The organism is Nocardia acididurans, from assembly GCF_016741815.1.
Lineage (GTDB): Bacteria > Actinomycetota > Actinomycetes > Mycobacteriales > Mycobacteriaceae > Nocardia > Nocardia acididurans.
This window is the reverse complement of the sequence record NZ_JAERRJ010000011.1, coordinates 319331-343348: the sequence shown is the minus strand read 5'-3', so window position 1 is coordinate 343348 and position 24018 is coordinate 319331. Positions and strand designations below refer to the sequence as shown.

Here is a 24018-nt window from a genome sequence, read left to right as displayed (position 1 = left end):
GGTCAACGCGCGCGGCAGCGCGACGGATCGGGGCATTGGCAGGTAGGTCCTAGTGCTCGGCGATATTCTGCCGGTTTCTCCTCCGCAAAGCTGCGGCGTGGGTAAATCTTTCAAAATCGGCAATATTCCGCTGATTTTGGTGTTCATTCGGGTAGTCTGGTTGAATCTGCACGATATCGGCAGAATGTTGCCGATTGATGGAGGTGATGCGATGACCGTGGCATTGAGCATCGGGGATGCCATTCGCGCGGCACGCCGCCGTCACCGACTGACGCAGGAGCAGTTGGCGGAGCTGGCGGGCACCTCCACTCGCACAGTACGCGAGATCGAGCACGGCAGCGGCTCGACCAGTATCGCCACTGTCGCCGCCGTAGCCGACGTGGTCGGACTCACCCTGGGTGTCGTCGGTTGAAGGATCTCGAGGAGCTCCGGCGGGTTGCCCGCGCAGAGGTGTACAAGGCCGGTCGACGCGCCGCTGTCCTGAAGCGGACAGCGGAGGGCGGGACCGAATTCCGCTACGAGAAGGACTATCTCGCCGACGGTACGCCGGTAGCCACGACGCTCCCACTCGGCCCGGACCCGGTGCGCAGCATCGCCGGTGCGGTGCCGCCCTTCTTCGAAGGTCTTCTGCCCGAAGGACATCGGCTCACGGTGTTGCAGCGTGCGGTCAAAACCAGCATCAACGACGAACTGAGCCTGCTGCTGGCGGTGGGGAACGATGTGCCCGGGGACGTGCAGATCATCCCTGCTGATCAGCCACTCACCGACAGTCCGTCACTGGTTGAGGGGGACTCGCCCGCTGAACTCGAGTTCGCGCGATTCGTAGACGAAGTCGATACCCATGCGCTGCCGGGAGTGCAGCGTAAAGCCAGTGCCTCGATGATCAGTGTGCCGTTCTCTGCTCGGTACGGGCGGTTCATTCTCAAGCTCTCGCAACCGGAGTACCCCCATCTGGTGGAAAACGAAGCGGTGCATCTGAAAGCGGCCAGGTTGATGAAAATCCCTGTCGCCGAGGCGAACCTGGTAACCGACCGGATTGGCGACACCGGTTTGCTGGTGCGGCGGTTCGATCGGGTGCACGAGGGTCGGTCGTGGCGACGCTTGGCGTTCGAGGACGCGACACAGGTGCTCGGCCTCCCCCCGGCCTCGAAGTATCAGCCAGATGCGGCCACCGTCGTCAACGCACTCGCGCAGATCACCGAGGCTCCGACAGTGGCCCGCCGCAACCTCTACTTGCAGTTTCTCTTCGCCTGGCTCACCGGAAACGGTGACCTGCACGCAAAGAACGTCGGCGTCGTCGAGGTGCCCGGCGGGAAATGGGGTATCGCACCGATATTCGACATCCCGTGCACTCTGGTCTACGGAGACGACTCGATGGCGCTGCCGATCTCCGGCCGGACCCGGAAGGTACGGTCCCGCGACTGGGCCGCGTTCGCCGCAGAGATCGGACTCACCGAGCGAGCCGCGGATTCGGCGCGCGCCGTCGCACTCCGAGCGGCCACAGCGGTCGACTACGCCGCCCTGCCGTTCTCGGGATCGCCCATGCACAGAGCGGAGCGCGAATTGCGTTGGCGACGTGCCGAACTCGGCCACTGAACGCTGAAGGGAACGGCTTCTGAGTGCCGCCACGTCAAGGCCCCACACTGCCCCTCGCGTCGAAGCTGCGAGCGATGCTGGTAAGCGCCCTTCGGCAACCGTCGGGGACCTGGCCGGAGGCGAGATTTGGCATCAGGAAGTACTGACCGAGGTTGTCGGGTCGCTGGAGACCAGACCAGATTCTCGGCGGCGGTGAGGGTGTTCGGATTCGACCCATCCCAAACCTTCCCCAAAAATTCAAGACCGCTACGCGTAATTCGGATCGCAAACCTGCACGTCGTGCGCCGCCACTGTCAGCATCTACTTGATCCCAGAACCCTGTCTACCATTGGATATCTAGGTACTACCTGCGCGCTGACTGGAACTCTCCAACAGCGGGTTCGGGGTTCGAGTCCCTGATGGCGCACAACAATGAAGCCTCCCAGACGAGCCCTCGTTGCCGCTCAGCAGTGCTTCCGTATCCGATCGGTGCCGCCGCTTCCAGACGAAACCGACATCTGCCCACCGACTCATACCGACCACGGTGTACAAGAATGAAGGGCGAGACCTGGTGGTCTCGCCCTTCTCTGGACGTACCCTTGTTCAGCCCCTGTTCCAGAACTCGGTCAGGACGGCACCGATTCTCGCCAGGGAGGCGTGCTCGGACATCCGCCAGTGGGTGACCGGGACCGGGTGGTCGTGGACTGTGCCGTCGACCGTGTTCGACCAGGTGGTCGCTCCTGTCGTGCCGGGTGGGGTGGTTTCGGTGGCGGTGAAGTAGACGATGTCGCCGTGGAACTTCACGGGGGCCTGGTAGCCGGATGTCAGCGCGGCCATGTCGAGGTTCGACTGGACGAAGCGGGTGATCCGCTCCGCGCCGAGGGAGGCGAACGGCTCGGGCAGGGCGGCCAGTTGGTCGGCGATGGCCGACACGTCGGTGCTCTCGTCGAGCCGCAGTTCGACCGCGCGGTCGCCCAGTAGGCCACCCAGCAGCTCCTGCAGGGGAATCGCGCCCGGGCCGGCGTTGTCGGCGGCCTCCGCGCCCTCCCGGAGGTGGCTGTCCATCATCGCCAGCAGGGCCACCTGCTCGCCCTCGTCCTGCAGTTGCACGGCCATGGCGTGGGCCAGGACGCCGCCCAGGGACCAGCCGAGCAGGTGGTAGGGGCCCGTCGGCTGGACCGAGCGGATCTCCTTGACGTACCGCTGTGCCCACTCCTCGATCGAGTCCGGCAGGGCCGACTCGTCGGCGGACAGACCCGGGGACTGCAGACCGTAGATGGGGCGGTCGGGATCCAGGTGCGCGGCCAGACCCGCGAACGACCACGCGATGCCGCCGAAGGGATGCACGCAGAACAGCGGCTCGGCGGTACCCGACGCACGCAGTGGCAGGAGCACGTCGAAGGCGGCCTCGACGTCCACACCGCCGGCGCGGTGGTTCTCCAGTTCGACCGCCAGCGCGCCCGGTGTCGGTGCGGTGAACAACCACACCATGGGAACCTTCCAGCCGAGTTCGGTGCTCAGCCGGGCGGCGGCGCGGGCGGCCAGCAGCGAATTGCCGCCGAGCCCGAAGATCGAATCGTCCAGGCCCATGCGGTCGACGCCGAGCAGATCCGCGAAGACCTCCGCGACGAGCTGCTGCATGGGTGTCTCCGGGGCACGGAACTCCCGCGCCTCGAACACCGGCTCCGGCAACGCCTTCCGGTCCACCTTGCCCGAACTGCTGAGCGGCAGCGCATCCAGCACGACCACCGCGGACGGCACCATGTAGGACGGCAGGCGCGCGGCGGCGAACCGGATCAGCTCGGCCGAATCCACCGGAACGCCCTGCGCGGCAACCACATACGCCACCAGCTGCTGGCCGGTCACCGCATCGACCACCAGCACCGCCACCTGCGACACCGACGCGTGCGCCAGCAGCGCGGCTTCGATCTCACCCAGCTCGACACGCTGACCGCGCAGCTTAACCTGGAAATCGGTGCGGCCGATGTACTCCAGTTCGCCGGAAGCGTTCCAGCGCACCAGATCCCCGGTCCGATACATCCGCTCACCAGCCGCACCGAACGGGTCGGCCACGAACCGATCCGCCGTCAGATCCGGGCGGCCCTGATAGCCGCGCGCCAACTGGGAACCCGCCAGATACAACTCGCCACGCACACCCACCGGCACCGGCCGCAGCCGCGAATCCAGCACGTACGCACGGGAGTTCCACACCGGGCCACCGATCGGCACCACCGCACCCGGCACCGCCTCGTGCACGCGCCGGCCGGTCGCGGTGATCGTGACCTCGGTCGGGCCGTAGGTGTTGTACACCGCCGCGTCCGACACCGCGCGGAACTCGGTCACCGTGGCGGGTGAGAGCACTTCGCCGCCCGCGAGAACCGTTCGCAGCGAACGGATTTCGCCGGGCGTGGCGGCCGTGGCGAGCACCGACAGCAGCGACGGCACGATTTCCATCATGGTGACCCCGTGCCGCGCGATCAGCTCGATCTGCTGGTTCGGATCGCGATGGCTGTCGGGTCCACCGACGACCAGGCGCGCGCCGATCAGCAAGGGGGTGAACAACTCCCACACCGACGGATCGAAGGTGAAGGGCGTCCGCTGCAGGATCACGTCCGTGTCGTCGATCCGGTAGTCGCCGATCATGCAGCTCAGCTGATTCAGCAGCGCCGCATGGCCGACGGCCACGCCCTTCGGGCGACCGGTGGAACCCGAGGTGTAGATGACGTAGGCCGTATTCTCCGGCCGCAGCGGCGCGGACCGCTCCGCGTCGGTGACCGGCGCATCCGAGAAGCCCGACACATCCAGGGTGTCGATCTCCACCCGGCGCACCGTCTCCGGCAGCTCCAGCGTGTTCCCGGATGTCGTCAGCACACACGCCGGGAGCGCGGTATCGAGAATGTGGGCGATGCGCTCGGCCGGATGATCCGGATCGACCGGCACGTACGCGCCACCGGCGGCCAGCACCGCGTAGGCGGCCACCAGCGTATCGACCGAGCGGCGGATCGCGATCGCCACCAGGGTCTCGGGACCGACGCCGGCGCCGATGAGCGCACGCGCCAGGCGATTGACCCGGCCGGAGAATTCGCCGTAGGACAGCTGCCGCACCACCGCGCCGGCGCCCGGATCGGAGATCAGCGCGATGGCGTCGGGCCGAGAGCGGACCTGCTCCTCGAACAGATCCAGCACACCGACGACGGCGGGCACCGGCGCAGCGGTGTCGTTCCACTGCCGCAGCACCACGGCCCGCTCGGTCTCACCGAGCAGATCGATATCGCGTACCAGCCGTCGCGGGTCCGCCGCGATCGCCCGCAGCACCCGCAGATAGCGATCGGCGAGCGCCTCGATCGCCGCCGCGTCGAAGATGTCGGTGGCGTAGTTGAAGCCGATGACCAGCTCGCCGAGGGTCCGGTCCGCGTGCACGACGGGATCCATGCCGATGGTCAGGTCGACCTTCGCCACCGCCTCACCGTGGTGCACGCCCGCGATGGTCAGTCCGGGCAGCTCGAGCTTCGGGGCCTCCATGTTCTGGAATGCCAGCAGCACCTGGAACAACGGATTCTGACCACGCGCCCGGTCGGGCACGATCTCGTCGATGACATGGTCGAAGGGCACATCGGCGTTGTCGAATGCGGCCAGATCGGTGTCCCGGACCCGATCGACGAAGGCGTCGAACCCGAGCGTGTCGTCCACCTCGGTGCGCAATGCCAGGGTGTTGACGAACATGCCCACCAGGTCGTCCAGCACGCGCGCGCCCCGGCCGGCGATCGGGGTGCCGATCGCGATGTCGGACCGGCCGCACTCCCGGGCCAGCAGTACCGCGAGCGCCGCGTGCACCACCATGAAGAGCGTCGCATTCCGTTCGCGCGCAATACGATCCAGTTCCCGGTGCAGCTCCGCCGGTATCGTGAGCGTGGTCACCGCGCCCTGCAGGGACCGGGCCGGCGGGGTGGGGCGGTCCTGCGGCAGACCCGGGTGGGCGGACAGCCCGGCCAGATGATCACGCCAGTACGCCAACTGGCGTGCGGCGAAGGAATTCTCGTCTTCCTCGTCGCCGATCGTCCGGTGCTGCCACAGCGCGAAGTCGGCGTACTGGATCTCGAGCGGGGACCAGGCAGGCGCGTTGCCGGCGCTGCGGGCGAGGTAGGCCGTCATGAGGTCGCGCGCCAGCGGCGCCTCCGAGGAACCGTCGCTGGCGATGTGGTGCACCACCATCGTGAACAGGTACTCCTGCTCACCGTGGGTGAACAGCACCGCCCGCACCGGAACCTGCTGTGTCACATCGAATCCGATGGACATCAGCGCGGTGGCGTCGGCCAGGGGGTCGGTGGTCGTCCGGACCGCGAGGCCGCCCGGCAGCGCCTCGTCCGCGGAGAGAATCTGCTGATAGGGCAGGCCGGTGGCGCCGTCTGCCGGATACCGGGTGCGCAGCGACTCGTGGCGTTCCAGCACGTCGTGAACCGCCGCGCGGAGGGCGTCTACATCCAGGGTGCCGGTGAGCTGCAACGCCATCGGAATGTTGTACGCGGGCGACGCGGGATCGATCTGGTTCAGCGTCCACATCAGCTGCTGGGCCAGCGACAGCGGAATCCGGTCGGGCCGTTCGACCGCGACCAGTTCCGGGCGCGGGGTTGCGAGGGCTCCGGGCACGATGCGTTCGGCCAGTGCGGCGACGGTGGAGGCCTCGAACAGCACCCGGACCGCGACGCTGCTCTCGGTGGCCTCACCGAGTCGCGCGGCGGCGCGGGCGGCCAGCAGCGAGTTGCCGCCGAGCTCGAAGAAGGAATCGTCCAGGCCGACCCGCTCGACGCCGAGCAGATCGGCGAACACGCCCGCCACGATCTCCTGCATCGGGGTCTCCGGGGCGCGGAACTCCCGCGCCTCGAACACCGGCTCCGGCAACGCCTTTCGATCCAGCTTGCCCGAGGTGTTGAGCGGGAACTCGTCGAGCGCCATGAACACCGACGGCACCATGTAGGACGGCAGGCGCTCACCGGCGACACCGGTGAGTTCCAGCGAATCGACCGAGAAACCCTGTGCGGCAACCACGTATGCCACCAGATGCTGGCCGGTGGCGGTATCCACCACCAGCGCGGCCGCCTGCGACACCGACGGATGCTCCAGCAGCACGGCTTCGATCTCGCCCAGTTCGATCCGCTGACCGCGGAACTTCACCTGGAAGTCGGACCGGCCGATGTACTCCAGCAGGCCGGAAGCATTCCAGCGCACCAGGTCTCCGGTGCGGTACATGCGCTCGCCGTCGGCGCCGAACGGATCGGCGACGAAACGCTCGGCGGTCAGGTCGGGGCGGCCGTGGTAGCCGCGCGCCAGCTGCGCACCCGCGAGGTACAGCTCGCCGCGCACACCCACCGGTACCGGCCGCAGGGCCGAATCCAGCACGTACGCCCGCGAATTCCAGCCCGGACCACCGATGGGAACCACACCGGCACCGGCCGCGCCCACGCGTCCCAGGCTCGCGCTGACGGTGAATTCGGTGGGACCGTACGAGTTGACCAGGGCCGCGTCCGACACCTGCCGGAAGGCAGTCACCAGGGCGGGCGGCAGCACCTCGCCGCCGACGAGAACGGTGCGCAGCGAACGGATCTCGTCACGCGCGGCGACCGTGGCGAAGACCGACAGCAGTGACGGCACGAATGCGGTCACGGTGACCCCGTGGCGGGCGACGAGCTCGGCCAGATGCCGCGGATCCCGATGACCGTCGTGCGCCGCGATGATGGTGCGCGCACCGATCATCAAGGGGGCGAACAGTTCTCGCACCGACGGGTCGAAGGTGAACGGCGTCTTGAGCAGCACCACGTCGGAATCGGCGAGACCGATTTCGTCGATCATCCAGCTCAGGTAGTTGACCAGCGCGGCATGGCTGACGGCCACGCCCTTCGGCCGGCCGGTGGAGCCGGAGGTGTAGAGCACGTAGGCGGTGTTGCCCGGACGCAGCGCGCCGCGCCGCTCGTGCGCCGCGATCGGTGCGGCCGAACGCGCCGACAGGTCGAGTTCGTCGAGCCGCAGCACGGGCGCACCGGCGGAGCCGATGGCGTCCCCGTCCGCGCGCGTTGTCAGCACGACCGCCGGACGCGCACTGTCCAGCACGTAGTCGATGCGCTCGGCGGGGTATTCCGGATCCACGGCCACATACCCGCCACCGGCGGTCAGGACCGCGTGGACGGCCACCAGCATGTCGACCGAGCGGCGGATGCCCACCGCCACCAGCACTTCGGGTCCGACGCCGCGGTCGATGAGTTCCCGCGCCAGCCGGTTCACCCGGGCGGCGAACTCCGCGTAGGTCAGCTGTTCGGCTGCCGCGCCGTCGCCCGGATCGGACACCAGCGCAACGGCATCCGGCCGCGCACGCACCTGTTCCTCAACTTGATCGAGCACGCTGACGAGCTCCGGCACCGCGTGCGCCGTGCGATTCCACTGGCGCAGCACCAGTTCCCGCTCGGCGTGCTCGAGCAATTCGATGTCGCGCACCCGCTGCTGCGGATCGCGGGCGATCGACTCCAGCACGCGCAGATAGCGGTCGGTCAGACGCGAGACCGTGGCGGCATCGAAAAGATCCGTGGCGTAGGAGAATTCGGCCACCAGGCCGGGCACGTCGGATTCCTCGGCCACGCCCTCGCGGATGGTCAGCGACAGATCGAACTTCTCGGTGACCTTTTCGAGCTCGACGCCGGACACCGTCATACCGGGCAGTTCGAAGCTACCCTCGGGCAGGTTCTGGAACGACAGCATCACCTGGAACAGCGGGTTGCGGTTCAGGGCGCGATCGGGTGCGAGCAGGTCGACCAGGCGCTCGAACGGGATATCCGCGTGCGCGAACGCCTGGATATCGGATTCCCGTGTGGCGGCGAGCAATTCGGCGATCGTGTGGTCGCCGCGGACCCGGGAGCGCAGCACCAGGGTGTTGACGAACATGCCGACGACGTCGTCCAGTTCGGCTTCACCGCGTCCGGCCACCGGGGTGCCGATCGCGATGTCGTCGGTTCCGGACACACCGGCCAGCAGCAGGGCCAGCGCCGCGTGCAGCACCATGAACAGCGAACCCTGCTGGTCCCGGGCGACCTCCTGCAACCGCCGGTGCAGATCGGCGCCGATCGGGAACATCACATGGTCGCCGGCGAAGGACCGGGTGGCCGCACGCGGCCGGTCGAAGGGCAGTGACAGTTCGTCCGGGATGCCGTCGAGCGTGGTGCGCCAGAACTGCGCCTGGGCCGAGATCAGGCTCTGCGCATCGTCTTCCGAGCCGAGCACGCCGCGCTGCCAGATGCTGAAGTCGGCGTACTGGACCGGCAGCGGCGACCACGCGGGCGCCTGTCCGGCGGCGCGGGCGACGTAGGCGGTCATCAGGTCGGTGGTCAGCGGGCCGAGCGACCAGCCGTCGCCGGAGATGTGGTGCACCACGCAGACCAGGACGTGTTCGGTCGCGCTGATCCGCAGCGCGCGCACCCGCAGGGGCGGCGCGGTGGTGACGTCGAACGCCGTGGCGAAGGTGTCGACGACCAGGTCGCGGATCTGGTCGAGGTCGGCGTCCACCACCGGGAGTTCGGGTACCGCGCGGGGGTCGTCGAGGTCGAGCACCACCTGGTAGCCCTCACCGTCGAGTCCGGGGTAGATGGTGCGCAGCACCTCGTGCCGCTCGACCAGATCGCGCACCGCGATCCGCAGCGCGTCCAGATCCAGGTGGCCGGACAGCCGCACCGCGAGCGGGATGTTGTCCACCACGCTGTCCGGGTCGAACCGGTTCAGGAACCACATGCGCTGCTGCGCGTAGGACAGCGGGATGCGCTCGGGTCGCGGCATCGGCTGCAGCTTCTGGACCTCGGCGCCGGCCGCTGCCCCGGCATGGAGTTCCAGCTGTGCGGCCAGTTCGGACACGGTGCTGGCCTCGAAGACCAGATGCAGCGGGATGCGGGTGCCGAGCGCGGCGCCGAGCCGCGCGGCGACCTGGGTGGCCAGCAGCGAGTTGCCGCCGAGTTCGAAGAAGTCGTCGTCCGCGCCGACGGGCTCGTCCTCGTCGGGGCGCAGTACGCCCGCGAAGACCTCGGCCACGATCTCCTCGGCCCGGGTGGACGGCGCGCGGAATTCCCGTGCGGCGAAGACGGGTTCGGGCAGGCGGGCCCGGTCCAGCTTGCCGACCGGGGTCAGCGGGATCTCGTCGAGCATGGTGATCGATTGCGGAACCATGTAGGCGGGCAACGACTTCGCGACGAAATCCGCCAGATCGGAGGGCTTCAGGACGGCGTCGGGCTGCGCCATCACATAGGAGACCAGCGCGGTGGCTCCGGACGGGAGCTGCTTGCCGATGGTGGCGGCGTAGGCGACGTCCGGGTGCTGCTCCAGCGCGCTGTCGATCTCGCCGAGCTCGATGCGCAGGCCGCGGATCTTCACCTGGAAGTCGGAGCGGCCCAGGTACTCCAGCTCCCCCGCCGGGCCGCGCTTCACCACGTCGCCGGTGCGGTAGATGCGCGAGCCGGACCCGTCGGCGTCGAAGGGGTTGGCCACGAAGCGCTCGGCGGTGAGGCCGGGGCGGAGGTGGTAGCCCTCGACCACGCCGTTGCCCGCGAGGTACAGCTCACCGGCCACACCCGGCAGCACCGGCCGCAGCTGCGAATCCAGCACCAGCACCCGGACACCGGCCAGACCGCTGCCCAGCATGATCGATTCGGAGGTGGTCAGCAGCTGTGAGGTGGCGAAGACGGTGGCCTCGGTGGGGCCGTAGACGTTGAAGACGTCGCGGTGGTCGGCGAGCCACCGGTCGACGAGATCGGTGCCGAGCCGCTCGCCGCCGATCATCGAGACCCGCAGGTCGTTCAGCACGGCGGGGTTCACCGACTCCAGCGCGCCCGGGGTCATCATCAGGTGCGTGACGCGCTCGCGGCTGAGCAGATCGGTGAGTTCGGCGCCGGCGAACACCGAGGGCGGCGAAACCACCAGCGTCGCACCGGCGGTGAACGCGTACAGGGTCTCGGCGATGTGGAAGTCGAAGCTCGGCGAACTCACGTGCAGGATGCGGGCATCCTCGGTGACGTGGTGCAGCAACCGGCTCGAGGCCACGCCCGCCAGCCCGGAGTGCGGAACCGTGACGCCCTTCGGGCGGCCGGTCGAACCCGAGGTGTAGATGAGGTAGGCCGGATGGTGCTCGTACAGCGGCCGCACCCGGTCCATGTAGGAGACGGCGCGCGACGGCAGGGCGGCGACCCGGGCCGCATGCCCCGGATCATCGAGCTCGACCCAGTCCACGGTGGTGCCCAGCGCCGGCCGGTGCACCGAGGTGGTGAGGCCCATCGTGGCCCCGGCATCGGCGAGGATGTACTCGATCCGATCCTGCGGATAGTTGGGATCGATGGGCACGTAGGCCGCGCCGGTCTTGGCGATCGCCCACATGCACAGGATCGATTCGATCGAGCGCGTGATGCCCATGGCGACCTTGTCGCCGGGGCCCGCGCCGCGCGCGATCAGTTCCCGCGCCCACTGCGACGACGCCTCGTCCAGTTCGCGGTAGGTCAGCTGTCGCTGATCGGCGGGATCACCGGTGGGGTTGAAGCGCACCGCCACGTTGTCCGCGGCGGTGTCGACCATCGAGGTGAGCAGCTGCCCGAAGAGCGGATTTCCCGACCGGCGGCGACGACCGGAACGCCCTTCACGACGTGCGTTCACCATTCCCACATCCTCACTCCACGCGGAGATGTCGACAGGTCACTGTCACACCTCCGATTCCAATCAGCTTTCGGCAATACGAAAGACCCTCGGCGTGCTCGTGCTGTCCGAGGGTCGTTCGGTTTCCGCGGCTACGCGACGACGGCGCCATCCGTCGATGCCATCGCATCGCGCAGGCTCTTCGGTCGCATATCGGTCCAGTTGGCTTCGACGTATTCGACGCAGGCCGCACGGGGAGCCTCCCCGAAGACGACCGTCCAGCCGCTGGGCACCTCGGCGAAGGCCGGCCACAGCGAGTGCTGGTCCTCATGGTTGACCAGCACCAGGAATACGCCCTGCTCGTCGTCGAAAGGGTTCGTGCTCACTTACTTCATTCCGATCATCAGGCCGGGATTTCCATTCCGTTGGCCAGAATCGGCCAGGAGTCGCGGAACGTTTCATCCCAGTACTTCCAGCGGTGGGTGCCATACGGGAAGAAGCCGTAGGTGGCGGGGATGTTGATCGAGTCCAGCTTGTTCTTCAGGTTGTGCGTGCAGGTGTTGGTCGCGGCCTCGATGACCATGCCGACGGTGAGGTCCACATTGCCCTGCACACCCGGGTTGACCGTCTGGTAGTAGTCGTAGTCGTCCTTCACCGGGACGCCGGTCGAGCTGGACAGGTAGATCTGGGTGCCGCGCAGCTTCTCGGCATTGATGACCGGATCGTGCTCCGCCCAGGACGGGCTGTCGGCCGGGCCGTACATATTGTCGACATTGCCGCCGCCCCAGACCTCGACGGACAGCTTCAGCGCCAGCCGGCCGAGCGGATCGGCGATCTGGGCGCAGCCGCTGTAGGCCGCGACGGACTTCCACAGGCCGGGCTTGGCCTCGGCCAGCCGCAGCACCGAGGTGCCCGAGGTGGAGACGCCGGACAGCGCGTTGAGGCCGGTCGAGTTCAGCGTCTCGTCCAGCAGCGGCGGGAGCTCCTGGGTGAAGAAGGTCTCCCACTTGGCCACGCCGATCTTGGGATCGGGCTTCTCCCAGTCGGCGTAGTAGGTGGCGCGGCCGCCGATCGGCTGGATCACGTTGACCTGCTTGGCGGCCAGGAAGTCCACCACGCTGGTCTCGGCTTTCCAGTTCGCGGTGCCCAGGCCGGCGTCGAGTCCGCTCAGCAGATAGAGGTTCGGCGCGGGCTTGGACTCGTCGACCGGACGCTGCACGTCGACGGTGATCTCCTTGTCCATCGCGGCCGAGTACACCTTCAGGTGCCAGGTGCGCCCGTCCTTGACGACGGAGGTGACCGACGGCGCCTTGGCGGGATCGGCGGTCGCGGCCCCGCACAGGGCCGTCAAGGAAACCGCGGCGGCCAGGGCCACCGCCAGGCTGCGCGATGCGCGAGCAAGTACGGAACGCTTCATCAGGCTGAGGCTCTCCCACGGCAGAAGGCAGCCGGCTCCCCCGGCCGCGCGGGCCGGGGGAGGGCGTGCTTTTCGATCATTGGATCCAGAGTTTACGAAACCTCGGGGTGATTTCATCACCGCTGAGGGTGACCGGGCTAGTCGGCGACGATCCGGAGCACGGCGTCGTCCACCTCCCCGGCCGCTTCGTCCCGGCCCGCGAACCAGTGCGTGACCTCGCCGTTGTCGCAGTCCTCGGCCGGGTCGCCGGTGGGCAGCACCGACAGCGCACCGGTGGTGCCCGAGGCCAGGAACTCGTCGAGGGCGGCCGGACCCGCGGCGGTGGTCGTGTAGGTCACCGCCTCGTAGTCGATCCCGTGGTCGGCGCACAGGGTGCTCGCCCGCTCCAGGGCCTGCGCCTGGGTCAGGGTCGTCACCGCGTCCGTGCCCACGACCACGAAGGCCGCGTCGTCGGCGCGCACCGGGCGGACCCGGTCGGCATCGGACACCGGATGCGCCGCCGCGGCCGCGAGCTCCGCCCGCACCTGCTCATCGGTGAGCGCCAGCCAACGCAGCGGACCCTCCGCCGGTTCGGTGGTGATACCGAATTCGGCTCCGGCGCCGACGATTTCGTCGACGGACAGACCGTCGGCGAACAGCGCCGCGGCGCCGGTCTTCTGCACCGCCCACAGCGCGACCACCTGATCGACCGTGTGCGGCAGGGCCACCGCGACGGTGTCGCCCGGGCCCACACCGCTGCCGATCAGCACGCGCGCCAACCGCGAGGACCGCGAATCCAGCTGGGAGAACGGGATTTCGGTGTCCCCGTCCAGCAGTGCCAACGCCTGCGGATCCTCTTCGACGACCGCGCCGAGCACCTCGGCGACGCTCCGCTCCACGGCCCGCACCGGCGCGAATTCCGGTGCGGCCGTGCCGGATTCACCGAGCAGCAGGGCGCGCTCCGCGGCATCGAGCACATCGATGTCACCGATGCGGCCCTGCGGGTCGCCGAGCAGACCCTCGAGCGCCCGGACCAAGCGAGCGGCGAGTACCGCCACCTCGTCGGCGGTGAAGTGGTTGTCCTGGTACTTCCAGGTCAGCTCCACCGTCGATTCGGCCGTCACCACCAGCGTCAGCGGGTAGTTGGTCGCGGTGTCGGCCACGTCGACGCCGCTGATGGTGAGACCGTCGATCGCCGTCGCGGCCTCGATGGCCGCCTTGTCGATCGGGTAGGACTCGAACACCAGCAGGGTGTCGAAGTGCGATCCGGCGCCGGCGGCCCGCTGAATGTCGGTCAGGCCGACATAGTGGTGATCCATCAGTTCGGCCTGCTCGCGCTGCAGAGCCTGCAGCTGCTCACCGATCGGCATGCGACCGTCGAGGCGGACGCGGGTCGGCAGCGTGTTGATGAACAGGCCCACCATGGATTCCACGCCGGGCAGTTCGGCCGGGCGGCCGGACACGGTCGCGCCGAACACCACGTCGGAGCGACCGGTGAGACGTCCGAGCACGATGCCCCAGGCCGCCTGGATCAACGTGTTCACCGTGATGCCGAGTTCGGCGGCATGTTTGGTGATCCGGCCGGTGAACTCGACGTCCAGGTCGGTGGTCAGCTGACCGATGACGCCGTGCTCGGCCCGCGCCTGCGGCGCGAGCTGGGTCGGATCCTCGGGGCCGGTCAGCGCCCGCTGCCAGGTGCGCAGCGACTCCTCGCGGTCCCGTTCGGCCAGCCAGGCCAGGAAGTACCGGTACGACGGCACCGCGGGCAGCGCCGCGCTGTCACCGTGCACCGCGTACAGCACCAGCAGGTCCCGCATGAGCAGCGGCTGCGACCAGCCGTCGAGCAGGATGTGGTGAGTGGTGACGGCCAGCTGCCAGCAGCCCGCGCCCGGTTCGGCCGGGGTTCCGTCGGCGTCGATGTCGGTGCGGTACAGGGTGAATCGGACCAGCGGCGCCGAGGTCATGTCGAAGCGGGCGGCCCGCTCGGCGTCGACCAGGCGGCGCAGCTCCGCGTGCCGCTCGGCCTGCGGCAGCGTCGTCAGATCCACTTCCTGCCAGGGCACGTCCACATGCTCCTGGATCACCTGGACCGGCCGGCCCGCGGCGTCCGCGACGAACGCGGCCCGCAGGTTCGGGTAGCGGTCCACGATGCCCTGGGCCGCCGTCCGCAGCCGGGCGGCGTCGAGCACGCCACCGAGTTCGATGACCGACTGCATGGTGTAGACGTCGGTCTCGGACTGGCTCATCTGCGCGTCGAACAGCAGACCGGACTGCAGCGGGGCCAGCGGCCACACCTCGTCCAGGGCCGGGTAGGCCCGCTCCCAGCCGTCGATGTCAGCCTGTCCGACCGAGACCAGCGGCAGGTCCGACGGGGTGCGACCACCCGCGTCGGGCCGCTGCGCGTGCGCGGCCAGCGCGGTCAGCGCCTGCACCCACAGCTCGGCCAGTTCCCGGACCCGGGCCCGGGTCAGCAGACCGGACGGGTAGGAGAACGAGGTGCTCAGCCGGGTGCCGTCGGAGCCCTCGGTGACGGTGGCGCACACATCCAGCGCGACCGTGACCGGGCAGGCCGGATCCCGGTCGATGTGCGGGATGCCCAGTTCGGCGGTCTGCAGCCAGCCCGCCTCGGCGGAGCCGTCGACCTCGGCCGCACGGTCCCGGTACCGGAAGCCGATCTGGCCCGCGGCGCCGAGTTCGGCGGCGGTGTCCTGGTTCAGGTGCCGCAGCAGGCCGTAGCCCAGACCGGAGTCCGGCACCGCGAGCAACTGCTCCTTGACCGACTTCAGGACCCCGCCCAGGGCGGCGCCACCGGTGTACGCCTCGGCCAGGTCGGTCCCGGCCGTATCCACGCGCACCGGGTACTCGTGGGCGAACCAGCCGACGGTGCGGGACAGGTCCACACCGGCGACGGTGTGCGCGCGCCCGTCGGATTCGAGCCGGAGCACGGTCGTACCGCCGGTCGTCTCGCCACGCCAGCGGCCGATGGCCAGCGCCAGCGCCGACACCAGGCCGTCGGTGGCTCCGGCGCGGTACAGGCGTGGGATCGCGGTGAGCACCGCGTCGGTGATTTCGGCGGGCACGGTTACCTCGACCCGCTCGACGGTGGCGGCCGTGTCGATCTCGGGATCGAACGCGCGGTCGCCGAGCAGCGGTTCCGGCGTGGCCCCTGAAACCTTTTGCCAGAACGGCAGTTCCGCGATCCGGTCCGGATCGTGCGCGGCGTCGGCGAGGGCGTGCGCCCAGCGCCGGAACGAGGTTCCGGCGGCGGGGAGCTCGACCGCGCGACCGGCCGGGCGCGACCAGGCCGCGGCCAGATCGGCGAGCAGGATGCGGCGCGACGCGTCGTCGGCCACGAACTGGTGCGCGACCATCAGCAGCGCGTCGGGCTGTTCACCGCCGAACGCGAACCACACGAACTGGATGAGCACCGCGTTCGCCGGATCGAGCCGCTCCAGGGCGGCGTCGTATTCGGCGCGCGCCACCTGCGACAGTTCGGCCGCGCCGAGTCCGCCGGGGACGTCGACCCGGTGCAGGAGCGCGGCGGCGTCCACGGTTCCGCGTTCCTGGGTCTCGAGGACCCAGTTCGCGGCCGTCTCGCCGACGGGTTCCCGGCGCAGTCGCGCCCGCAGCACATCGTGGTGGTCGACCAGTGCGCCGATCGCCGCGACCAGGGTCTCCCGGTCGATGGTGGCGGGCAGTCGCACCGCGGAGGACCGGACCAGCCGGTCCGCGCCGTCGGCCACGATGGCCGCCATGGTCGGCGGCAGCGGAATCGTGCCGATGCCGCCGCCGGGCAGCTCCGGCAGCAGCGACTGCACGGCCGCGCCGTCCAGCGTGGCGATCTCGGCCAGCGCGGCGACACTGCGGCGTTCGAACACGTCGCGCGGGCTGAACCGCACGCCGTGCGCGAGGGCCCGCGACACCAGCTGGATCGAGCGGATGGAATCGCCGCCGAGACTGAAGAAGTCGTCGTCCGCGCCGATGTGCTCGGTGCCGAGCACCTCGGTGAACACCCCGGCCACGATCTTCTCGATCGGGGTGGTCGGGGCGCGGAACACCGCCTTCTCGAACACCGGCTCCGGCAGGGCCTTGCGGTCCAGCTTGCCGTTGGCGTTGAGCGGCAACGCGTCCAGCACCATGAACACCGACGGCACCATGTACGACGGCAGTTCCACGCTCAGCGCGGACTGCAGCGCCCGCTGGCCGAGGGACTCCCCGACCACGTAGGCGACCAGGCGGTCACCGGCGTGCGAATCGGTGTGCGCGAGCACCGCGGCCGCGGCCACGCCGGGCTGGCGCAGTAGCGCCGCCTCGATCTCGCCGAGTTCGATGCGGAAGCCGCGGATCTTCACCTGGAAGTCGGTGCGGCCCCGGTACTCCAGCTCGCCGTCCTCGGTCCAGGCCACCAGGTCGCCGGTGCGGTACATGCGCTCGCCGGTGCCGAAGGGGCTGGCCACGAAGCGATCCGCGGTCAGGTCCGGGCGGCCGAAGTAGCCACGCGCCAGCTGGGCGCCGGACAGGTACAGCTCGCCCGACACGCCCACCGGCACCGGCCGCAGGCGGCCGTCCAGCACGTAGACCCGCGAATTCCATTCCGGCGCACCGATGGACACCGACACCACGTCGGCGTCGGTGACCCGGTGGTTGGTGATGGACACCGCGGCCTCGGTCGGGCCGTACAGGTTGTACAGCCCGGCGGCATTGGTGCGGCGGAAGCGCTGCGCGGTCACCGCGGGCAGGGCCTCGCCGATGGCCAGCACCCGCCGCAGTGACGGGCTCAGCACACCGTCGGACTCGATGAGCAGTGCGTCGAGCATCGACGGAACCACGTGCAGCGTGGTCACCTCGGCCGCGCGCATCAGCTCGTTGAGGTAGCCCGGATCCCGATGGCCCTCGGCAGCCGAGATCACCAGGCGGCCACCGGATACCGCGGCCGACCAGAATTCCCAGACCGAGAGGTCGAAGGTGGCGGCGGTCTTCAGCAGCACCGCGTCTTCCGCGCCGAGCTCGAATTCGGCTGTCTTCCACAGCAACTGGTTGACCACCGCCGCGTGCGGCACGGCCACGCCCTTCGGACGGCCGGTCGAGCCGGACGTGAAGATGACGTAAGCCGTGTTGGTGACCCCGAATTCGCGGACCAGCTCGGACCGGACCAGCGGCTGACCGCCGAAGCCCGAGAGATCGAGCTCGTCGACGGCCACCCAGTCGAGGGTGTCCCCGTCCGCGCCGGCGCGGCGGGCGGCGAGGTCGGCCGTGGTCAGCACGCAGGACGGCGCGGACGTCTCGACGATGTAGTCCAGGCGGTCCGCGGGCTGCGACGGATCCAGCGGCACGTAGGCGGCGCCGGTGCGGGCGACCGCGTACATGGCGACGACCAGATCCACCGAGCGTGGAATGGCCAGGGCCACACGGTCTTCCGCGCCCACACTGCGCTCGATCAGGTACCGCGCCAGGCGGTTGACCCGATCGTCGAGCTCGGCGTAGGTCAGCACCCGGTCGAGGGTGCCCGAACCCGATTCGTCGGCGGCCAGGGCGACCGCGTCCGGACGGGCGGCGGCGCTGGCGTCCAGCAGCGACACCAGGGTGGCGGAGCGGTCCACCGCGTGCGCGGTGTCGTTCCAGGAGGACACGATCCGCTCGTGCTCGACCGGGCCGAGCAGGTCGATGTCACCGACCCGCACCGACGGATCCGCCATCACCACATCGAGCACCCGCAGGAAGCGATCCGCGAAGGCGCGCACCGTGGACTCGTCGAAAAGATCTGTGGCGTAGGTGAATTCGGTGGCGATCTCGGCCGGTGCGCCGTCTTCGGCGTACTGGTCGTGCACCGTCACCTGCAGGTCGGTCTTGGCGAGCTGGGTGTCGAAATCGACGGCGCTCACCGACAGGCCCGGCAGTTCGAAGGCGGCGTCGGCCAGGTTCTGGAACGAGAAGCCCACCTGGAACAGCGGATTGCGCGCGGTGGAGCGGACCGGGTTGAGGACCTCGACCAGCCGCTCGAACGGCACGTCCGCGTGGGCGAACGCCTCGAGGTCGCGCTCACGCACGTCGGCCAGCAGCTCCGCGTAGGTCGCGCCGGCGTCCACCCTGGTGCGGAACACCAGCGTGTTCACGAACATGCCGATCAGATCGTCGAGTTCGCGTTCACCACGACCCGCGATGGGCGTGCCCACCGCGATGTCGTCGGTGCCCGACAGCCGGGCGAGCAGCACCGCGAGCGCGGTGTGCATGACCATGAACAGCGACGCGTTGCGTGCCCGCGCCACCTCGTGCAGGCGGGCGTGCCGCTCGGCGTCGATCGTGAACCGGATGGCCCGGCCCTGGAAGGATTGCGCCGGCGGGCGCGGCCGATCGGTGGGCAGCTCCAGCTGGTCGGGCAGCCCGTCCAGCGCTCGCACCCAGTACGCGATCTGCTGCGCGGCAAGCGATTCCGGGTCCTCCTCGACACCGAGCACCGCCCGCTGCCACAGCGCGTAGTCCGCGAACTGCACCGGCAGCGGCGCCCACTGCGGGGCCTCGCCTTCCGAACGCGCCAGGTAGGCAGTCATGACGTCGCGGGCCAGCGGCACCATGGACGAACCGTCCGCCGACACGTGGTGCACGGTGAAGGCGAGCACGTGCTCGTCGACGTCACCGGCGTGGCCGACGATCCGGAACAGCGCCACCTTCAACGGCACCTCCACGGTGACGTCGAACGTGGTCAGCGCGCATTCCGTCACCGCCGCAATGATTTCCGACTCGGAAACCTCGACCGGGACCAGCGGGCGCAGGACCGCCGCCGCGGGCAGGATCACCTGCTGCGGCCCGTCGTCCTCGGTGCGCGGGTAGATGGTGCGCAGCACCTCGTGGCGGGTGATGAGGTCACCCAGCGCCTGCTCCAGCGCCGCGACATCGAGGTCGCCGGACAGGCGGATCGCGAACGGAATGTTGTCCACGGCCGAGGTGGTCGTGTCGAACTGGTTCAGGAACCAGTAGCGCTGCTGTGCCAGTGACAGCGGAATCCGCTCGGGACGCTGACCCGCGACCAGGCGCGCCCGCACCCGGCCGCTGCCGTCGCCGCGTTCGGCGCGTGCGGCCAGGGTGGCGACGGTGGACGCCTCGAACAGGTCGCGCACCGCGAGGTGCGCGTCCAGGGCCTCGTTGATCCGCGCGACGGCGCGCGTCGCGATCAGCGAGTTGCCGCCCAGGCTGAAGAAGTCGTCGTCCACGCCGATCTGCTGAGCGCCCAGCAGTTCGGCGAATACGGCCGCGACGGCCTGTTCGATCGGGGTCGACGGGGCGCGGAACACCGCGGAACCCACGAATTCCGGTGCGGGCAGGGCCTTGCGGTCCAGCTTCCCGTTCGGGGTCAGCGGCAGCGCCTCGATCGCCATGATGGCGTCCGGGACCATGTAGCCGGTCAGGAATTCGCCCACGGCCGTCCGCAGTGCGAGCGGATCGAGGGCTTGCGCGGAGGCTTCGGCGACGACGTAGCCGATGAGGCGATCGCCGATCCCCTCCTCGGTCCGCACCAGGGCCACGGCCTGGGCCACGCCCGGCAGCCGCAGCAGCGCGGCCTCGATCTCGCCGAGTTCGATGCGGAAACCGCGCAGCTGGACCTGGGAGTCGCTGCGGCCCGCGTATTCCAGCACCGCCGTGTCGTCGCGACCGGCCCAGCGGCCGACGTCGCCGGAGCGGTACATGAGCGAGCCCGCCGGTCCGTACGGGTTGGCGACGAACCGCGCGGCGGTCAGGCCCGGCCGGCCGAGGTAGCCCCGGCTCAGCTGGGCGCCGGCGATGTAGAGCTCACCGGCCACGCCGACCGGCGCCGGGGTGAGCCTGCGGTCCAGCACGTAGGTCTGCAGACCCGGCAGGCCGCGACCGATCACGCTGGCGTGACTGAGCGCCATCTGCTCGTCGAGGGCCTGGTAGGACACGTGCACCGTGGTCTCGGTGATGCCGTACATGTTCACCAGCAGCGGTGCGTCGACCGCGTGCCGCTCGTACCAGCGCTGCAGCTGCCGCAGGTCCAGCGCCTCGCCACCGAAGATGACGTAGCGCAGGGACAGTTCACCGGTGCCGTGCGCGACGCGATCGGCCTCGGCCAGCTGGTAGAACGCGGACGGCGTCTGGTTGAGCACCGTCACCCGCTCGCGGACCAGCAGCTCCCGGAACTGTTCCGGCGAGCGCGAGGTCAGCTGATCGACGACCACCACGGCGGCGCCGTCGGCCAGCGCGCACCACAGCTCCCACACGGAGAAGTCGAACGCGAAGGAGTGGAACATGGTCCACACATCCGAGTCGCGGAAGTCGAACCGCAGTCCGGCATTCGCGAACAGTTCCAGCACATTCGCGTGGGTGACGGCCACGCCCTTGGGCACGCCCGTGGAGCCCGAGGTGTAGATGATGTAGGCCAGATTCGCCGGCGCCAACGGTGCGACCCGTTCGGCATCGGTGACCGGAGCGGCGGCGAATTCGCCGACCTCTTCCAGCAGCACCACGGCGATGTCGTTGGCGGGCAGGGCCTCCCGTGCCTCGGCGGTGGTCAGCACCACCGTCGGCGCCGCGTCGGTGAGCATGAACTCGAGTCGCTGCACCGGGTACGCGGTGTCGATCGGCACGTAGCCCGCGCCCGCGATCAGCACGCCCAGCAGGGCCACCGGCAGCTCCGCGGTTCGCGGAACCGCCACGGCCACCCGGGATTCCGGTCCCACGCCGTGCGCGATGAGCGCACGCGCGACCTGGTTGGCGCGGCCGATCAGCTGGGTGTAGCTCAGCGTCTGGTCCCCGGCGCGGATCGCGACCGCGTCCGGTCGCCGGGTCGCCTGCGCGGCGATCCGGTCCACCAGGGTCTCCGGGGTGACCAGGGTGCCCGCCGCATGCCAATCCCGCAGCAGCGCTTCGCGTTCCCCGGCATCGAGCACGTCGATGGCGCCGACGACCACGGTCGGGTCGGCGGTCACCGCCGCCAGCACCCGGGAGAACCGCTGCGCGAACGCCTCGACCGTGTCCCGATCGAACAGATCGGTGGAGTAGCCGAACGCGGCGGCCAGGCCGGCCGGAGCGGCCCCGGCGTCGAGGTGTTCGGTCTCCTCGATGTTCAGCGACAGGTCGAACTTCGCGATGTCGACGTCGAAGTCGACCGCGGAGATCCGCAGGCCGGGCAGCTCGAAGCTGGACTCCGGCAGGTTCCCGAACGACAGCGACACCTGGAACAGCGGGTTGCGGGCCGCCGAGCGCTGCGGGGCCAGCAGGTCCACCAGGCGCTCGAACGGAATGTCGCTGTGCCCGAAGGCGGCCAGGTCGGTGTCCTTCACCCGCGCCAGCAGTTCGACGAAGGTCTCGTTGCCGGACACCTCGGTGGCCAGCACGAGCGTGTTGACGAACATGCCGACCAGGTCGTCGAGGCCCGCCTCGCCGCGGCCCGCGATCGGCGTGCCGACCGCGATGTCGCCGGTGCCGGACATGCGCGACAGGAAGACCGCCAGGGCGGCGTGCACAACCATGAACACCGACGCGTTCTGTTCGCGCGCAATGGCTTTCAGGCCATTGTGCACGTCGGCGTCGATGGTGAAGGGCACCTGCCCGCCGGTGTAGGACGGCACCGCCGGGCGCGGGCGGTCGAACGGCAGCGCCAGTTCGTCCGGCACCCCGGCCAGCGCGTGCCGCCAGTACTCGGCCTGCGCCGAGATCAGGCTCTGCGCATCGTCTTCCGAACCCAGCAGCTCACGCTGCCAGATGCTGAAGTCGGCGTACTGCACCGGCAGCGGCGCCCACTCCGGCGCCTGCCCGTTCGCGCGGGAGGCGTAGGCCAACATCAGGTCCCGGGTCAGCGGGCCCATGGACCAGCCGTCCGAGGCGATGTGGTGGGCAACGAACACCAGCACGTATTCGCGTGCGCCGCCGTCGATTTCGAACAGACCGACCCGGAAGGGCACCTCGGCGGTGACATCGAAGCCCCGGCCGACGAAGGCGTGCACCTCGGCCACGATCCGGTCCTCGCCGATCGGCACCGGCGGCAGCGCCACCGGCACGTCGGCCGCCGAGAGCACCTGCTGCACCGGGCCGTCCGCGGTTTCGGGATAGCGGGTGCGCAGGGTCTCGTGGCGGGCGACCACGTCGGCCATCGCCTGTTCCAGCGCGACCACGTCGAGATCGCCCGACAGGCGGATGGCGGCCGGCACGTTGTACACCGCGGCGGTGGGATCGAACCGGTTGAGGAACCACATCCGCTGCTGTGCGTAGGACAGCGGCACCAGTTCCGGTCGGACACCGGCGCTCAGACGCGGCCGGACGATGCCGGTGCCCGCGCTGTGCTCGGCCCGGACGGCCAGCGCCGCCACCGTGGACACCTCGAACAGATCGCGCACCACCAGCTGCGTGTTGAGCGCGGCGTTGATGCGCGCCACCGCCTGGGTGGCGATCAGCGAGTTGCCGCCGAGGGCGAAGAAGTCGTCGTCGAGGCCGGCGCGCTCGGCGCCCAGCAGTTCGGCGAAGACCTCGGCCACGGCCTGCTCGATCGGGGTGGACGCGGCCCGGAACTCGCGGGCCTCGAAGACCGGCGCGGGCAGCGCCTTGCGCTCCAGTTTGCCGTTGGCGTTGACCGGCAGCGCGTCCAGCACCACCAGCGCCGACGGCACCATGTAGGCGGGCAGCCGCTGTGCCAGCTCGGCGCGGACACCCTCGACGTCGACGGTGTGACCGGCCGCGGGCACGACGTACCCGACGAGCTGATCGCCCAGGCGCTCGTCCGAGCGCACCACGACCACCGACTGGGCCACCGAGGCCACGCCGGTCAGTGCGGTCTCGATCTCGCCGAGCTCGATGCGCAGACCGCGCAGCTTCACCTGGAAGTCCGTGCGGCCCAGGTACTCCAGCTCACCGGCGGCACTCCAGCGCACCAGGTCACCGGTGCGGTACATCCGGGAACCGTTGTTGGCGAAGGGGTTCGCCACGAAACGGTCGGCGGTCAGATCGGCTCGCGCCACATAGCCGCGCGCCAGCTGCGCGCCGGCCAGGTACAGCTCACCCGGCACGCCCGCCGCGACCGCGTGCAGACGCGCGTCCAGCACGTAGACCTGAGTGTTGTACACCGGACGGCCGATCGGCACCGACACCACATCGGCATCGGTCACCTCGTGATAGGTCACATCGACCGCGGCCTCGGTCGGGCCGTACAGGTTGTGCAGGGCCGCACCGGTGCGCGCACGCAGTTCCTGCGCCGTGGAGACCGGCAGGGCCTCACCGGAGGCGAACACCAGGCGCAGCGAATCACACTGCGCCGCAGCCGGTTCGGCCACGAACACCGACAGCATCGACGGCACGAAGTGCACCGTCGTGACCCGCTCGGCCTGGATCAGCTCCGCCAGGTAGGCGGGGTCGCGATGGCCGTCGGGTTTCGCGATGGTCAACCGCGC

The 24018-nt window shown here is 69.7% G+C and carries 6 protein-coding genes (1 of these 6 running past the window's edge); 2 read left to right on the top strand and 4 right to left on the bottom strand.

Annotated features, from left to right (window positions below; all coding sequences use genetic code 11):
* The first annotated feature begins 52 nt into the window (after window positions 1-52).
* Window positions 53-412, top strand: a complete 360-nt coding sequence (locus tag JK358_RS40455) for a helix-turn-helix domain-containing protein (RefSeq protein WP_201953539.1) — start codon at window positions 53-55, stop codon at window positions 410-412.
* 38 nt (window positions 413-450) lie between these two features.
* Complete coding sequence (locus tag JK358_RS28545; RefSeq protein ID WP_307817784.1) at window positions 451-1596, top strand: type II toxin-antitoxin system HipA family toxin; 1146 nt, start codon at window positions 451-453, stop codon at window positions 1594-1596.
* A gap of 582 nt (window positions 1597-2178) precedes the next feature.
* On the opposite strand, the gene JK358_RS28540 is transcribed toward JK358_RS28545, so the two are convergent.
* The 4 genes from JK358_RS28540 to JK358_RS28525 form a co-directional block, all read right to left on the bottom strand.
* Entirely contained in the window at window positions 2179-11250 is a 9072-nt protein-coding gene (locus JK358_RS28540; RefSeq protein ID WP_201953532.1) for a non-ribosomal peptide synthetase, read from the bottom strand.
* 128 nt (window positions 11251-11378) lie between these two features.
* Window positions 11379-11612, bottom strand: a complete 234-nt coding sequence (locus JK358_RS28535) for an MbtH family protein (RefSeq protein ID WP_201953529.1) — start codon at window positions 11610-11612, stop codon at window positions 11379-11381.
* Window positions 11613-11629: 17 nt separating this feature from the next.
* Window positions 11630-12643 (bottom strand): alpha/beta hydrolase, encoded by a 1014-nt coding sequence (locus JK358_RS28530; protein ID WP_201953526.1) that lies wholly within the window; start codon window positions 12641-12643, stop codon window positions 11630-11632.
* 137 nt (window positions 12644-12780) lie between these two features.
* Window positions 12781-24018: the 3' portion of a non-ribosomal peptide synthase/polyketide synthase gene (locus tag JK358_RS28525; RefSeq protein WP_201953523.1), read on the bottom strand. It continues 26097 nt past the right edge of the window; the window shows 11238 of its 37335 coding nt (coding positions 26098-37335); its start codon lies beyond the right edge, outside the window — the gene reads right to left on this strand; the stop codon is at window positions 12781-12783.